This window comes from Streptococcus sp. HMSC077D04 (genome assembly GCF_001808785.1).
GTDB classification, from domain to species: Bacteria; Bacillota; Bacilli; order Lactobacillales; family Streptococcaceae; genus Streptococcus; species Streptococcus mitis_BX.
This window is the reverse complement of the sequence record NZ_KV794547.1, coordinates 70,818-85,326: the sequence shown is the minus strand read 5'-3', so window position 1 is coordinate 85,326 and position 14,509 is coordinate 70,818. Positions and strand designations below refer to the sequence as shown.

Here is a 14,509-nt window from a genome sequence, read left to right as displayed (position 1 = left end):
AATGGAAACAAAAACAATGTCCTTCCGTGACACCATTATCCTTGCTATGTCTGAGGAAATGCGTCGCGATGAAAATGTGTTCTTGATGGGAGAAGACGTCGGTGTCTTCGGAGGAGACTTCGGAACTTCTGTCGGAATGCTCGAAGAATTTGGTCCAGAACGTGTTCGTGACTGTCCGATTTCTGAAGCTGCCATCTCAGGTGCAGCAGCAGGAGCAGCCATGACAGGCCTTCGTCCAATCGTCGATATGACCTTTATGGACTTCTCGGTCATTGCCATGGACAATATCGTAAACCAAGCAGCTAAAACACGCTATATGTTTGGTGGGAAAGGTCAGGTTCCAATGACTGTTCGTTGTGCAGCTGGTAACGGAGTTGGTTCTGCAGCCCAGCATTCACAATCTCTAGAGTCTTGGTTCACTCATATCCCAGGACTTAAGGTTGTAGCACCAGGTACGCCTGCGGACATGAAAGGACTGCTTAAGTCTTCTATCCGTGATAACAACCCTGTTATTATCCTTGAGTACAAGTCAGAATTTAACCAAAAAGGGGAAGTACCAGTTGATCCAGACTATACGATTCCACTTGGAGTTGGGGAAATCAAACGTGAAGGTACGGATGTAACAGTTGTTACTTATGGAAAAATGCTTCGCCGTGTGGTTCAAGCAGCTGAAGAATTAGCAGAAGAAGGAATTTCTGTTGAGATTGTTGACCCACGCACCCTTGTTCCGCTTGATAAGGAGATTATCATTAACTCAGTTAAGAAGACTGGTAAAGTTGTTCTGGTTAACGATGCCCATAAAACAAGCGGCTATATCGGAGAGATTTCAGCTATTATTTCAGAATCGGAAGCATTTGACTATCTAGATGCACCAATCCGTCGTTGCGCAGGAGAAGATGTGCCAATGCCTTATGCACAAAACCTAGAAAATGCAATGATTCCAACCGTTGAAAGCATCAAAGATGCCATTCGTAAAACATATAATAAAGAATAGAATTACATAAGATAAGTTATGTAAAATAACGGTTGTTTTTAACTTTAGTAACTTGAGATACGTGTTGTATCCAAGTTGCTTGTAGAGTTGAACACGGGCTAAAAGCTCGGAAAAAAGATAAATCTCCTTGGCTTCATCGAATCCATCGTCGATTTCCTATTTTTCAGTCGCTTTTAACGCCCTTTGTATTATTTAATTGAATTCGGACGGAGGTCTGCGAAAAAAAGATAGATTTCCTTGTGTTCATCGAACACATCGTCAATCTCCTATTTTTTCATGGCCCTCTGCGTCCTTAATATCTTAGTATAGAATTGGAGAGGTCATGGCTGATGACAAGCTAAGAGCGACTCCTGCAGCTAGAAAGTTAGCGGATGATTTAGGAATCAACCTCTACGACGTTTCTGGCTCAGGTGCAAACGGTCGTGTCCACAAAGAAGACGTGGAAACTTATAAAGACACAAACGTGGTTCGCATTTCGCCACTTGCAAAACGAATTGCCCTCGAACATAATATTGCTTGGCAGGAAATCCAAGGAACTGGTCATCGTGGTAAAATCATGAAGAAGGATGTCTTGGCCTTACTTCCTGAAAATATTGAAAACGACACCATCAAGTCTCCTGCTCAGATTGAAAAAGTGGAAAAAGTCCCTGATAACGTAACACCATACGGTGAAATTGAACGTATCCCAATGACACCAATGCGTAAGGTTATTGCCCAACGTATGGTTGAATCTTACTTAACTGCGCCAACCTTCACACTCAATTATGAAGTTGATATGACTGAAATGTTGGCTCTTCGTAAGAAGGTTCTTGAGCCAATCATGGAAGCAACTGGGAAGAAGACTACTGTAACAGACCTTCTTTCACTTGCAGTTGTTAAGACTCTTATGAAACACCCATACATCAACGCTTCATTGACAGAAGATGGTAAGACCATTATCACTCACAACTATGTCAACCTTGCGATGGCAGTTGGGATGGATAATGGATTGATGACACCTGTTGTTTACAATGCTGAGAAGATGAGTCTTTCAGAGTTGGTTGTAGCCTTCAAGGATGTTATTGGCCGTACCTTGGATGGCAAATTGGCTCCAAGTGAACTTCAAAATTCAACGTTCACAATCAGTAATTTGGGAATGTTTGGTGTTCAGTCCTTTGGTCCGATCATCAACCAACCAAACTCAGCTATCCTTGGCGTCAGTTCGACAATCGAGAAGCCAGTTGTCGTTAATGGTGAAATTGTGATTCGCCCTATCATGAGCCTAGGATTAACCATTGACCACCGTGTCGTAGATGGTATGGCTGGTGCTAAGTTTATGAAGGACTTGAAAGAATTGATTGAAAATCCAATCTCAATGTTGATTTAAGAGCAAGAGTATTCATTTTTAAGATATAGATAAAGGAAGGAAGACATGGCCTTAGAAGTAATTATGCCAAAAGCCGGCGTGGATATGACAGAAGGACAAATCGTCCAATGGAATAAAAAAGTCGGAGAATTTGTAAAAGAAGGAGAAATCCTTTTGGAAATCATGACTGATAAAGTCAGCATGGAATTGGAAGCCGAAGAAGATGGTTACTTGATTGCTATCCTCAAAGGAGATGGGGAAACAGTCCCTGTAACGGAAGTTATCGGTTACCTTGGTGAAGAAGGGGAAAACATCCCAACAGCTGGAGCAGCAGCACCAGAAGCTAGCCCAGCACCTACAGCAAATGCCTCAAACGATGATGGTAAGAGCGATGATGCCTTTGATATCGTTGTGATTGGTGGAGGTCCTGCTGGTTATGTTGCAGCCATTAAAGCTGCCCAACTCGGCGGTAAGGTTGCCCTTGTTGAGAAATCTGAACTTGGTGGAACCTGCTTAAACCGTGGATGTATTCCAACCAAGACCTACCTTCATAACGCTGAAATTATCGAAAATATCGGTCATGCCGCAAACCGTGGTATCGTAATCGAAAATCCAAACTTCACTGTAGATATGGACAAACTCCTTGAAACCAAGTCTAAGGTTGTTAATACCTTGGTAGGTGGGGTTGCAGGTCTTCTTCGTAGTTATGGAGTTACTGTACATAAAGGTATTGGTACTATTACTAAAGACAAGAATGTCTTGGTAAACGGTACTGAATTACTTGAAACCAAGAAAATTATCCTTGCTGGTGGTTCAAAAGTCAGCAAAATCAACGTCCCTGGTATGGAATCTCCACTTGTCATGACTAGTGATGACATTCTTGAAATGAATGAAGTGCCAGAAAGCCTTGTTATCATCGGTGGTGGAGTTGTTGGTATCGAACTTGGTCAGGCCTTCATGACATTTGGTTCAAAAGTAACTGTTATCGAAATGATGGACCGTATCGTGCCAGCTATGGATGCAGAAGTTTCTAAGAATCTTCGCTTGATTCTTGAGCGTAAAGGAATGACCATCTTGACTGGTACTAAACTGCAAGAAATCATTGAGGAAAATGGTCAACTTCGTATCAAGGTTGAAGGAAAAGACGATATCATCGCAAATAAAGCTCTTCTTTCAATCGGTCGTGTGCCAGACCTTGAAGGTATTGGAGAGGTTGAGTTTGAATTGGATCGTGGTCGTATCAAGGTCAACGAATACATGGAAACTTCTGTTCCAGGTATCTACGCACCAGGTGATATTAATGGTACTAAGATGTTGGCTCACGCAGCTTTCCGTATGGGTGAAGTTGCTGCTGAAAATGCTCTTAAAGGAAATCATGCTGTTGCCAAGTTGAACTTGACTCCTGCAGCCATCTATACTCTTCCTGAAGTAGCAGCAGTAGGTTTGACAGAAGAACAAGCCCGTGAGAAATACGATGTTGCCATCGGTAAATTCAACTTTGCAGCTAACGGTCGTGCAATTGCATCAGATGCAGCTCAAGGATTTGTTAAAGTCATTGCAGATAAGAAATACGGAGAAATCCTTGGTGTTCATATTATCGGTCCTGCAGCTGCAGAGTTGATCAATGAAGCGTCAAGCATTATCGAAATGGAAATTACTGTTGAAGAAATGCTGAAGACTATCCACGGACACCCAACCTACTCTGAAGTGATGTACGAAGCGTTTGCGGATGTTCTAGGAATGGCCATCCATTCACCTAAGAAAAAATAAAATGAAGATAGACTAGGCTGGAAAGATATTTTCCAGTCTCTATCATATAAAGGGATATCATGAAATACATTATCAATCATTCAAACGACACTGCTTTTAATATTGCCTTGGAAGAATATGCCTTTAAACACCTTTTGGATGAGGATCAAATCTTCCTACTTTGGATTAACAAACCATCGATCATTGTCGGGCGTCACCAGAACACTATCGAAGAAATCAACCGTGATTATGTTCGAGAAAATGGCATTGAGGTGGTCCGCCGTATCAGCGGTGGTGGAGCTGTTTATCACGATCTAAACAACCTCAACTACACGATTATCTCAAAAGAAGATGAAAACAAGGCTTTTGACTTTAAGAGCTTCTCCACCCCAGTTATCAATACACTAGCTCAACTCGGTGTTAAAGCTGAGTTCACAGGTCGTAACGACCTTGAAATTGATGGAAAGAAATTCTGTGGCAATGCCCAAGCCTATATCAATGGCCGTATCATGCACCACGGTTGCTTGCTCTTTGACGTTGATTTGTCAGTCCTTGCTAACGCCCTTAAGGTTTCAAAAGATAAATTTGAATCAAAAGGTGTGAAATCTGTTCGTGCCCGTGTAACTAATATTGTCAATGAATTGCCAGAAAAAATCACAGTTGAAGAATTCCGTGACTTACTCTTGGAATACATGAAAAAAGAGTATCCAGAGATGACAGAATACGTTTTTTCTGAGGAAGAATTGGCTGAAATTAACCGTATCAAAGATACTAAGTTTGGAACTTGGGACTGGAACTATGGTAAATCACCTGAATTTAACGTCCGTCGTGGAACCAAATTCACTAGTGGTAAGGTGGAAGTCTTTGCTAATGTCGTCGAATCAAAAATCCAAGACATCAAGATTTATGGTGACTTCTTTGGTATTGAAGACGTTGCTGCAGTAGAAGATGTCCTTCGTGGAGTGAAATACGAACGCGAAGATGTCCTTAAGGCGCTAGAAACCATTGATATTACACGCTACTTCGCTGGTATTAGCCGTGAAGAAATTGCTGAAGCGGTAGTTGGATAAACCAGAAAGAAGTTGGTTGTAGGACCAGCTTCTTTTTTAAAATCATATATTACATAATTTATTTTATGTATTTTATAAACTATCTAGAGCATTCTTTTGTTCATCATTAATGATATGGGTATAGAGGTCAGTGACTTGTGTGCTGGCATGTCCTAGCTGGTGACTGACCAAAACTTGCGATTTAGTGGCATCATAGAGCCTGGTTGCTAACGTATGGCGCAGTTTGTGGGGTGTTACACGCACTTTAAAATCTTCAGAGTACTTAGCAACCATTTTCTCAACGCTAGAAGCATCGATACGATTAGGAATACCTCTGTAGAGTGTCAAAAAAAGGGCTGTATCTGTTTTTTCCGTCTTATAGCGTTGATTTCGAATGGCTAGATAATTCTCTAGATAAGGCTTAGCAAAGGCAGCGACATTGACCGAATCACGTTTGCCACCTTTTCGAGTGACATCAATAATCATCATTTTGAGATTGAGATCTCTTAGATCCAGATTAACAGCTTCAGATAAGCGGACACCAGACGCCAAGAGAAGGGCAATAATGGCCAAATCACGTTCTTTATTTTTGTTGAATGATGAGAGAGCGCGATTTGAAAGTTGTTGTGGATACTCTTGGTCGATATAAGTTAGAAAACCTTCTGTTTCATCACCTAGAAAGAGTTTTTGCTTGATGTTTTCAGCTCTGGCAGCAAGTGTTTCTTTCTTTTTCTTGGTTGAAACTTTTTTCATTACATTACGATAGAAATAAGGTTCCCCCTGATCGTTTTCAACCTCCTCGGACAGATACTTGTAAAGACTAGAAAGTGCTGACAAGGTCCGATTGATAGTTGTCTGAGAAACTCCTTGCTTGGTTGTATTAGCATTGAGCAAAGGACGTTCACGTAGGTAAAGGATAAAGGATTCCATGTCTTTCTTAGACATATTTTCCAAGACAGATAAAGGAATATCAGACATTTTATCAGCGTTTGAAATACCAGACTCCAAAACCCAGCTGAAAAATCGATCGTATTCCTTGAGGTATTCGTACAAGGTTGTAAAACTGTAAGGAACAGCAAGCTTAGATTGGTAGTATTCCAAAACATACCAGGGCATGATTTGTTTTAGTTTGTCGATTCGTTCTAATAAAATCTCACGTTTCATGTATTTTCTCCATAAAGTAAGTCTACTAGTAGTATAGCATAGGCTTATATATTTTTCAAGAAAATTATAGTTTTTCGGAAAAATGTTATAGAGGACATAGATGCAAAGAAAACTATATTAAAAAAACTAGAAATTTTTTCAATTGTATATTTTGACAATAAAAAACACTTTAATATCAATTTAATGATTTTAGAGTGTTTTTAGCTTGTTTGATTTTAAAGTTGTCGTCTATTCCTCAGAATTACTTGAAGAACAGGAAAAATTCGACAACAAAGTAGTCAATCTATTCAGTTATAAAACCTATGAAGGTCTTTCTGCTGGAACTGGCTACTCCTCTTTGGAGATGGAGATTATACTCTTACTTATTCAACTGAAAATATCCCTAGAGTTTTTAAGATCATTTCATCATCCCAATTTGAAATATCAATCTTTACATTATTATCCATGCATATAGCTTTAAACAATCTTAGTAAATTTTTATCGTCTGCATTTGAGAGTATGTTATCGTAACACTTAATCACATCTTCATTATCAGAAAAAACAATTGGAATTTTCCCTAGAGTTTTATTTAATTCTATCACCTCACCATGATAGTTGTCCTTCAACATAAATCTATTACCAAACAATTCAATAACAAAATCTCGTTTCATTTTTTTACTAAGGTTTTTCATTGATAATATTCTGAAATAAAGACACCAATAATCCCTGATGTGATGACTGAAGTAATTATAGTATTGATAATATTCAATTTAAAACTTCCTTTCATAACTTAATACTTACATTATATCATTGATTAATGATATTTCATTAAAGCGGATACTCAAATTTGTGCTAAAATAGTGTTATAAATATGAATTGGAGGTTATTGTAATGGAAAATCCTTGGAAAAATACTACTTCTGAAATATATAATGGTGAGGAGATAATCGTTGCTACTGCGGACCTGAAATATATTAAAAAGCTATTAAATTCAAAAAAATATCCCCCAGTAGATAAAGTAGATGATGATGCTAAAGGAAAAACAAAGAAAGCAGCAAAAGAAAAATATAAACTCCGACTAAATGTTTATCCTCAACATTTTGTTGGTGATATAGATAATGCAAAAATTATAATTTTAAGTTTAAACCCAGGATATAGCACAGAATATTATGATGCTTATAAAAACATCACTAATAAAAACGGCACTAATTACGAACAAATCATAAAAGAAAATCTAGAAATGAAACAGCCATTCTTCCACGCATTTGAATTAGCAAATGAAAGTGATCTAGGATATTGGGGAAATAAAATGAAATGCTGGGTTGAAGGCTATGATAAAAAAGATAATGAAGAACTTATTGAATCTTTAAAAAAGATAACTGAAGATATTGCACTTGCTGAGTTCTTTCCCTACCATTCTATATCTTATAACGGTATGTATGACAAATTAGGTAAAGGCACTTCCCCAAATAGTAATAGAAAAATAAAAGATTACCTTCCTACGCAAAAATTCCTCTTTGAAAAAATTAAAAAAAGAATTGATGACAAAAATGATGAAGTGATAATAATTCTTACTCGCTCATTTGCAAAATGGTATGAAGCTATTGAAGGTTTACGAGATTATAAGCATTGTTATGAAGTTAATAACACTAGGAATTTTTCACTAAACCCAGCTCAGATATATAAAGTACATAGAGACTCTGTAGAAGATGAATTAAAAGGCATAATTTTAAAATAATATAAAAAAAGAATCGACTGATTCTTTTTTAATTGATATTTTCAAGTGAAAACTCTCTATTATAATCTTTAACCTGTTCATATGTTTGATCCATAGCTTCTTCACTACTAAATAACCTATCCTTACCAGTTATTTTATCTTTACCCAAAAGTTTGCTGGGAATAAATAAATGATATGGATCTAGTAGAACTACTTCTAAATAGTGTTTGGTTCTTTCTTTTTTATGCGATGAAGGTTTAATTGTATAAACACAAATTACTCTAAATCTTCCCTCATGGGGTGACAAAATGTTGAAATTGTCCAAAATGGATGATTTTCTAAAATAAAATTCGTGAAAATCAACAAAAGTCTGATCTAAAAAATGATATAGGATATCTTTTATTCGTTTCCCTTGGTCGTTATTTCTAATAGTAATTCGTGAAGAGTTCCTTTGGATAATAGATGGTTCATTAACAAATTTATTTAAACATAATATTGTCTTCGAATCAGCACCAAATTCACTTTTCATATTTGAAAATTTTAAAGCTGGTAGATTAACAAATTTTTTTGAACAATCTTTAAAAACAACTTCTAATTTAATATCTTTAAAATCAATCCTGTTAGGTGGTGTGTATGATTCCGAATTAAATATTTTATCCTGGAATTTTATTTTCGCTTGTTTTTTTGGCTTGCCACCGAACACATCAACTGAAAACTGTTCATTACACATATTTTTCAGCATATTCGTCAACAATTACTTGAGGATCCATTTTTATATGCATTTCACCATCATTTTCCTCAAATGGGACACGCCATGCATCATCCTCATGAGTTCTATCAACCAAAGTAAAATCATCGACTTCATCAGTTTGTTGAATGATGCTGTCAATAAATTGAATCACATTCCTTTTTTCTGAAGGAGTAAGCTTTTCATTTAATTTATCTTCAGTCAATTCTACTGCTTCGTAACGATCATCACGATAAGCTATATAGACTTCATCATCAACTGGTCCGTACTTCCATGCTTCGAAATTTGGTTTAAATAAGAAATTAGTGTAATTAACAGATTCTAATTCCCCGACACTTTCTTCACCTGATAATTTTCCGTATGTTGCTCCATAAAAAGCAAATAAGAAATATAAAGTTTTTTGGATTTTAATTGGCGAGGCATCGCTTAATTTATAAAATAAATGATTTACAAGATCGGTTTTATCTTGAAAGATATAATCAGTCATTTCCCATTCTCCTTTTTAGTACAAAAAAATACAAGCAACACACATCTGTCACCTGCGTTTAACTTTATAATTATATTATACACCCTTATAAAACTTTGTCAATTATTTAGCCAATAAATTAAAAAATAATATCTACCTCAATAATTCTCAATATCTAAATAAAATGTACAATTGAACCACCACTTCTTCTGCTATTACTTGAGTATAAAATGTACAAATCAATTCCTTAAATCAGATGATATGATGCACTATAAAACATGCAAAACACCACTCAGAATAATGTACAAAATAAAGGACAATTTTTAAAGAATGTACTTTACACCATACACATGAAAAAGATTCACCCTTCTAATTAGTTAGACAGACGATTTTTTAAATAAAATTCTTCTTTTGATATGTACCCTGTTCTCTTCCTCGCCTTCCCAAAAAAGCAAACTCAATAAGGTCTTTAAATTCTTCTCTTTCTTCTGTTCCAGTGAGGTATAATTCACAGTTAAAGCCATTAAAATACACTACAGCTCTTTCAAAGTCATCGTATAACTGCCCTGATTCGTTGACTAAAATTTTAGGATCTAATAATTTATCAAGCAACAAATCAAAAGCATTGTTGTATTCCCATAAGACTAAAGAACATTCATCGTCATGCAACCCAATAAAGTTTTCAATTTCTTCAGATGTTGGATATGATACATCAATCATCTCTTCTCGATTTTTCAATAACCAAATGAATGCTTCATCCAAGCTTTGGTATTTCACTTTAGCCAACATAAACTTATCTAAAATTCGAACATTTAATTCAGAAATTGCTTTCTCACCCATTAACTTTTCTAGTGTTTTATAGCGAATAACTGGTGGTAGGTGAGAAAAAGCAGTTAGAACATTGGGGTCTGACAACACGGTAAGCTCGAATTTTGTAAAGTATTTTACAAATAAGAGTGAAAACAACTCAGACACTAGCTCTTCAGCTCTTAAATATTCTTCGTCAGAAGCTGGTTTGTTGATTTGTGTGTGGGCGTACTGGTTACATAGCTCTGCATTCTCTTGCACAATTTTTGAAAAATCATCTCTAAAGGAAGCATCTAGTTTTTCCCATAACTTATACGTCCGTGGAAATTTTTTAGGATTAGGATGTGCTATTTCACCTAATGTCATCTTAGATCCTTCACCTAAATTTAAAATTTTTCTCGAAATCAATTCCGTGAATTTGCGGATTAATACCAACTTACTACTAGTACTTACTCCACTATAATAGATATCTTTCACGAGTTCTATAATAACAACACCATAATCTTGATTTTCAAATTCTGTAAACTGTTTTTGACTCATAACACTTATTCTCCTTAAAAATAAGAAAAGCATATAATCGTACAAAATCATATGCTTTTATATCGTTAATCTCCAGAGTTTGACTCAATTTGAGCAATCATAACCTCTTTAATGGAAGTAACGACAATTGTTGCAAAGTCTAGTAGACTTAGAATAATTTTAGTTTTGTCAATTTGCATAACAAAATTCTCCTTCTAGGTACCCTTGTACCAAAAACCAGAAGGTTGCAACAACTTAATTTTAGTAGCCTTGGAATGGTTTGTCAAGGCCAATCTTAGATAAACTTAATAATCCAATAACAGCAACTCAGCCAGTTCATCAACACTCATATCAAGTGCTTTAGCTAAATTAACCACATTCTTGAATGGGATATACGCAATGTCTTTATTCCATCTTCGAATGGTTCGATGACTCACACCTACCACTTCGCCTAAGTCTTTCATTTTGAACCCCTTAGCTTCGTATAAGTCTTTCAAGGTCACTGAATTATCGTTCAAACCAATTTCTCCTGTTCTATAATCAATAACAAGGTCCCTTTGTGCATTTGGAATAAAGACATTAAAGCTCTTCTCGAACTTCTTGCCTAGTCGTTCTACATTCTGACCAGTGAAGGCTTTGCCGTTAGTAACAATAGCTTCCATGATAATACCTCTAGGCAGATACTCAAAGGATTGCTCTGCTTCTTCATCATCTGAAGCATCTAGTTTCTTAAAGACAGGTGTCACTCTGTAACAGATGTCTACACCATCTTCCAATGAATCAAGCAATATCTGTTCGAAGAATAACATCCCACAGGCAATATGCTTATGATTGCAAGTTGTAGCTCGATTACACCAATTGGTGATCATAACAAAGTTTTCTCTTTTATAGTAATCGAAATCAGTGCAATACTTAATGAGGGATTCAGCAATCAAGTGTCCTCTGTTAAATTCCCCTCTGTATGAACTTTCGAGAATCTGCTTTCTTCCATAAACTTTATCTGGTTTACTTTTCTTGCCTATATCTCTATAACATTCTTTGGATAATGAAACTTCTATTGCTCCGAGTTCGATATGTTTGTCAGCTTCTAACAAGATTTTATGTTGCCTAATATCTTGATATTCATTAATAGAAAACACTTTGTTTCCATTCAAAATGTAAAAACCACCTTCATGATATCTTGATGATTTCAGCAACTTTTCTAGCTCTTCATAACCGGCTTGAACTTCAAGCAACTCTTTTTCAGTAGGCTTGAGATATTGGGTATAAGTTTCTGAACTTGCCATAACACTTCCCTCCTTTATATTGTTGCTACCTTGATTATACCACTACTATAAAGGTGGTGCATTTACAGTATGGTTAAACTACAAAAAAGTAAAAAATTTTATTGTTAATGTAATGCCCAATAAAATGTACTTTATTCCAACTCATCTCACCCACTCCATACTCACCAAAATGTACAATTGAACACACTACCTAACTACCATAAATCACAACTCAAAATGTACATTATTCACCCCTAAAATAATGTACAAAACAAAAATAAAGTACACTTTTTAAAGAATGTACTTTATGCTTCTAATTCAGTTGCATCAAGGATTTTAGCCTTATCAAGTCAATTGTACATAAATTTTTGGTTTTAAAAATTCTTCTTTATACATCATCATACTTGACTAACATATTAGGTATTTTTGTTTCAAGACTCTTGCGGACTTTTCCTTGTATTGCAGTGTCCATTTGGCTGTTAATACTTGTTATTGTTGCTTTAGTATCTCTTGCAATTGTTTTCGATTTTTGGTCAAAACTTTCTTTTATTTGATTTTTAGCGACCTTTGCCAATTGGCATTGAGCCAGGATACGATTTCTTTCCATCATGCGATACATTTGTTTTAGAGCGTATTGGTATTCCTCATCAGTATAGTACTCATTCATTGGTGCTTGCATAATTTCTCCTTAGTTTTTGATATTCTTCATCTAAGATATTTTTTCTTTGTCGAAATTTTTTATCTATTTTTTCTTTTTCTTCTTCCAGTTTTATTTCATTAGTTCTATAAACTTGGTTAGAATGATATCTCAAATTTTCTATGTCTGTAAAGTACTCTCTAACACAATCAGCTGGTGATGAAAACTTTCTTAATACTAGGTACATTTTATCAGCTTCTTCGTTCATGATCTTTTCTAATCTTGCAGAACGTTCCTCTAATTCTAGTGTCTTTTTCTCTAACTTGTTCTTTTCAAGATAGTATTGTTCTTCGAGGTTAAGAATTTCCCTCTCTTTTTGTCTAACGGCATCCCATTTTACATCTCTGCTTTCCATTGTCTGAACTCCTTAGCAAATTGTGTGTCTGTTGCTACTGTTTTTTCGATGACTTCCTGTAATTGTTTATCCAAATTTTCGAATTCTTGGGCGGAAGCATTCATCTTAGCGACTATTTGATCCGTTTCTGCCTGAAAAGTATCGATAAACTGTGCTTGAGTGATACCTTGGCTAGCAAAAAGGGTTTCAACTTCATAGGGAGTCAAGGCTGTGTAGCTTGTAAAATCGATTTTTGACCAAATTTCTTGTAATTCTTGGTTAGCAATCTTGGCTAAGGCGCTCACTTCATCAGCTCCAGTTCTTGCTGCTGCAGCCATTGATGATGATAGGATAGAACCTTGAGCTGCATCTAAGTATATTTCCTCAGAGCTACTAATGCCACCTGATGACCATTTTGACTTCAAGTCCTTGTAATGAGCCATTCCTTGGAGACTGTTGGCATAAGCTCGATAAACACCACTAATTAAGGGTTTTCCACCTTTACCATCAACAACTTGACCTGTTACAGGATCAAACTCCCAATCATCGATATTGTGGCTAGTTCCGTCCAGCCAGTATATTGTATCAGGCATTTTTAAGAAAGATTTATTAAACCATTCGGGGTGATTGAAATCATTGATAACGACAACATTATCAGACTTTCTACGATAATCAATAAACATAGCTGGATTTTTGTCTATGAATGCTTTTTCCTCATTAGAAAGTGAAAGATAATAAAACCAGGCATTGAAGGTAGTCGTAGGGATGTGGTATTTAGCTCCTACCTTTAGCATATAAGAGCCTTGTGAATAACCCGATAGATGACTAACTTCATATCTGGGATCGTCCATGATTTCTTTTACGAAACGGTCCGCTACAAAATATTGGGGTGACAAAGATGTATCTCTTTCTACCAGCGCTGTAGAGATGTCAATCTTAGTAGGACTCCCTGGATCCGTCCCTGCAGCAATCACAGTTACATTTTTATAATCTGGTTCGCCGTTGACAATAGGTGCAACTGCCAGTCCATCAAATCCCGTTACTGGGTCAGACTTAGTGGCAACAACACGGAATTCTTGACCATCAGAAGTGGTTATGGTGTTGGTTTCATCCGAAAATAACTTATCATCTGTTTTGGATACAACCTTCTTTTCAACTTCCCTTTCAGCATACTCAGAATTTACACTATAAACATTTTTCCCTTGATTTAATTCATTAAGTTGTTTATCAGTATAACTATACACCATTAATATTCTCCTTCTGAACCGTCTGAATAAACAACTTTTGTGAGTTTATTTGTCTTTCCCAAGTGACTATTCAAAAAATCTCGATCCTCTTTTCTGTTCTCTCTCTCTAAAGATATGTCAGAAATACGTTTATCTTTTTTCGAATAATTAATTTTATATTTTATACTTTTCTCATTAAAAAATAGTTCAACTACGCAAGTCCAACTTCCTGGTGGGTTTGTGTAGTTAGCATTAGAAAAACTAATTTTTTCAATACCCTCATAACTATCTTTTAAGGTTTCAACCAAACTAACTTCATATTCTCTATTTCGACGCTCTTCTTGGGATTTCCCTAACATAGAAAACATAAAAACACCTCCTGCTGTGATAATTGCGATTGACAAAAATATTAGTAACCTTTTATGACTTTTTTTGATGCCAGAATTACTCA

At 36.0% G+C, this 14,509-nt stretch carries 15 protein-coding genes; 5 read left to right on the top strand and 10 right to left on the bottom strand.

The window, feature by feature from the left end:
- The first annotated feature begins 1 nt into the window (after position 1).
- The 4 genes from HMPREF2701_RS07455 (at position 2) to HMPREF2701_RS07440 (ending at position 5,158) form a co-directional block, all read left to right on the top strand.
- Positions 2-994, top strand: coding sequence for an alpha-ketoacid dehydrogenase subunit beta (locus HMPREF2701_RS07455; protein ID WP_000448715.1), 993 nt, complete (start codon positions 2-4; stop codon positions 992-994).
- Positions 995-1,316: 322 nt separating this feature from the next.
- The gene (locus HMPREF2701_RS07450) at positions 1,317-2,360 is read left to right on the top strand and encodes a dihydrolipoamide acetyltransferase (protein WP_070482614.1); all 1,044 of its coding nucleotides are present in this window, start codon (positions 1,317-1,319) and stop codon (positions 2,358-2,360) included.
- A 45-nt stretch (positions 2,361-2,405) separates the two neighbouring features.
- The gene (gene lpdA / locus HMPREF2701_RS07445; protein WP_049552142.1) at positions 2,406-4,109 is read left to right on the top strand and encodes a dihydrolipoyl dehydrogenase; all 1,704 of its coding nucleotides are present in this window, start codon (positions 2,406-2,408) and stop codon (positions 4,107-4,109) included.
- Positions 4,110-4,168: 59 nt separating this feature from the next.
- Positions 4,169-5,158 carry a lipoate--protein ligase gene (locus tag HMPREF2701_RS07440; protein ID WP_000873999.1) on the top strand — a complete coding sequence of 330 codons (990 nt, stop codon included), beginning with the start codon at positions 4,169-4,171 and terminating at the stop codon, positions 5,156-5,158.
- A 72-nt stretch (positions 5,159-5,230) separates the two neighbouring features.
- Here HMPREF2701_RS07440 and xerS read toward each other — a convergent pair whose 3' ends face one another.
- Together xerS and HMPREF2701_RS07430 are read right to left on the bottom strand one after the other, a co-directional pair.
- Complete coding sequence (gene xerS / locus HMPREF2701_RS07435) at positions 5,231-6,301, bottom strand: tyrosine recombinase XerS (protein ID WP_061589737.1); 1,071 nt, start codon at positions 6,299-6,301, stop codon at positions 5,231-5,233.
- A gap of 362 nt (positions 6,302-6,663) precedes the next feature.
- The gene (locus tag HMPREF2701_RS07430; RefSeq protein ID WP_225902305.1) at positions 6,664-6,972 is read right to left on the bottom strand and encodes a hypothetical protein; all 309 of its coding nucleotides are present in this window, start codon (positions 6,970-6,972) and stop codon (positions 6,664-6,666) included.
- Between the two features lie 199 nt (positions 6,973-7,171).
- Between HMPREF2701_RS07430 and HMPREF2701_RS07425 the strand changes: the two genes are divergently transcribed.
- A complete protein-coding gene (locus HMPREF2701_RS07425; RefSeq protein WP_049487198.1) occupies positions 7,172-8,017 on the top strand; it encodes a hypothetical protein in 846 nt (281 codons plus the stop codon).
- A 28-nt stretch (positions 8,018-8,045) separates the two neighbouring features.
- Here the strand turns inward: HMPREF2701_RS07425 and HMPREF2701_RS07420 are convergent, their stop codons facing one another.
- From HMPREF2701_RS07420 to HMPREF2701_RS07385, 8 genes are all read right to left on the bottom strand, one after another.
- Entirely contained in the window at positions 8,046-8,738 is a 693-nt protein-coding gene (locus HMPREF2701_RS07420; protein WP_049487197.1) for a hypothetical protein, read from the bottom strand.
- Positions 8,719-9,231 (bottom strand): Panacea domain-containing protein, encoded by a 513-nt coding sequence (locus tag HMPREF2701_RS07415; protein ID WP_049487196.1) that lies wholly within the window; start codon positions 9,229-9,231, stop codon positions 8,719-8,721. Before HMPREF2701_RS07415 ends, HMPREF2701_RS07420 begins: the two co-directional genes overlap by 20 nt.
- A 372-nt stretch (positions 9,232-9,603) precedes the next feature.
- The gene (locus HMPREF2701_RS07410; protein ID WP_061589736.1) at positions 9,604-10,557 is read right to left on the bottom strand and encodes a hypothetical protein; all 954 of its coding nucleotides are present in this window, start codon (positions 10,555-10,557) and stop codon (positions 9,604-9,606) included.
- Positions 10,558-10,841: 284 nt separating this feature from the next.
- Positions 10,842-11,822 carry a helix-turn-helix domain-containing protein gene (locus HMPREF2701_RS07405; RefSeq protein ID WP_049487194.1) on the bottom strand — a complete coding sequence of 327 codons (981 nt, stop codon included), beginning with the start codon at positions 11,820-11,822 and terminating at the stop codon, positions 10,842-10,844.
- Positions 11,823-12,189: 367 nt separating this feature from the next.
- The gene (locus HMPREF2701_RS07400) at positions 12,190-12,480 is read right to left on the bottom strand and encodes a hypothetical protein (protein ID WP_049487193.1); all 291 of its coding nucleotides are present in this window, start codon (positions 12,478-12,480) and stop codon (positions 12,190-12,192) included.
- Positions 12,461-12,853, bottom strand: a complete 393-nt coding sequence (locus HMPREF2701_RS07395) for a hypothetical protein (protein ID WP_049487192.1) — start codon at positions 12,851-12,853, stop codon at positions 12,461-12,463. Before HMPREF2701_RS07395 ends, HMPREF2701_RS07400 begins: the two co-directional genes overlap by 20 nt.
- The gene (locus HMPREF2701_RS07390) at positions 12,835-14,079 is read right to left on the bottom strand and encodes a hypothetical protein (RefSeq protein WP_061589735.1); all 1,245 of its coding nucleotides are present in this window, start codon (positions 14,077-14,079) and stop codon (positions 12,835-12,837) included. Before HMPREF2701_RS07390 ends, HMPREF2701_RS07395 begins: the two co-directional genes overlap by 19 nt.
- Entirely contained in the window at positions 14,079-14,426 is a 348-nt protein-coding gene (locus HMPREF2701_RS07385) for a hypothetical protein (RefSeq protein ID WP_049491405.1), read from the bottom strand. The genes HMPREF2701_RS07390 and HMPREF2701_RS07385 overlap by 1 nt, the downstream gene beginning before the upstream one ends.
- Positions 14,427-14,509 lie beyond the last annotated feature (83 nt).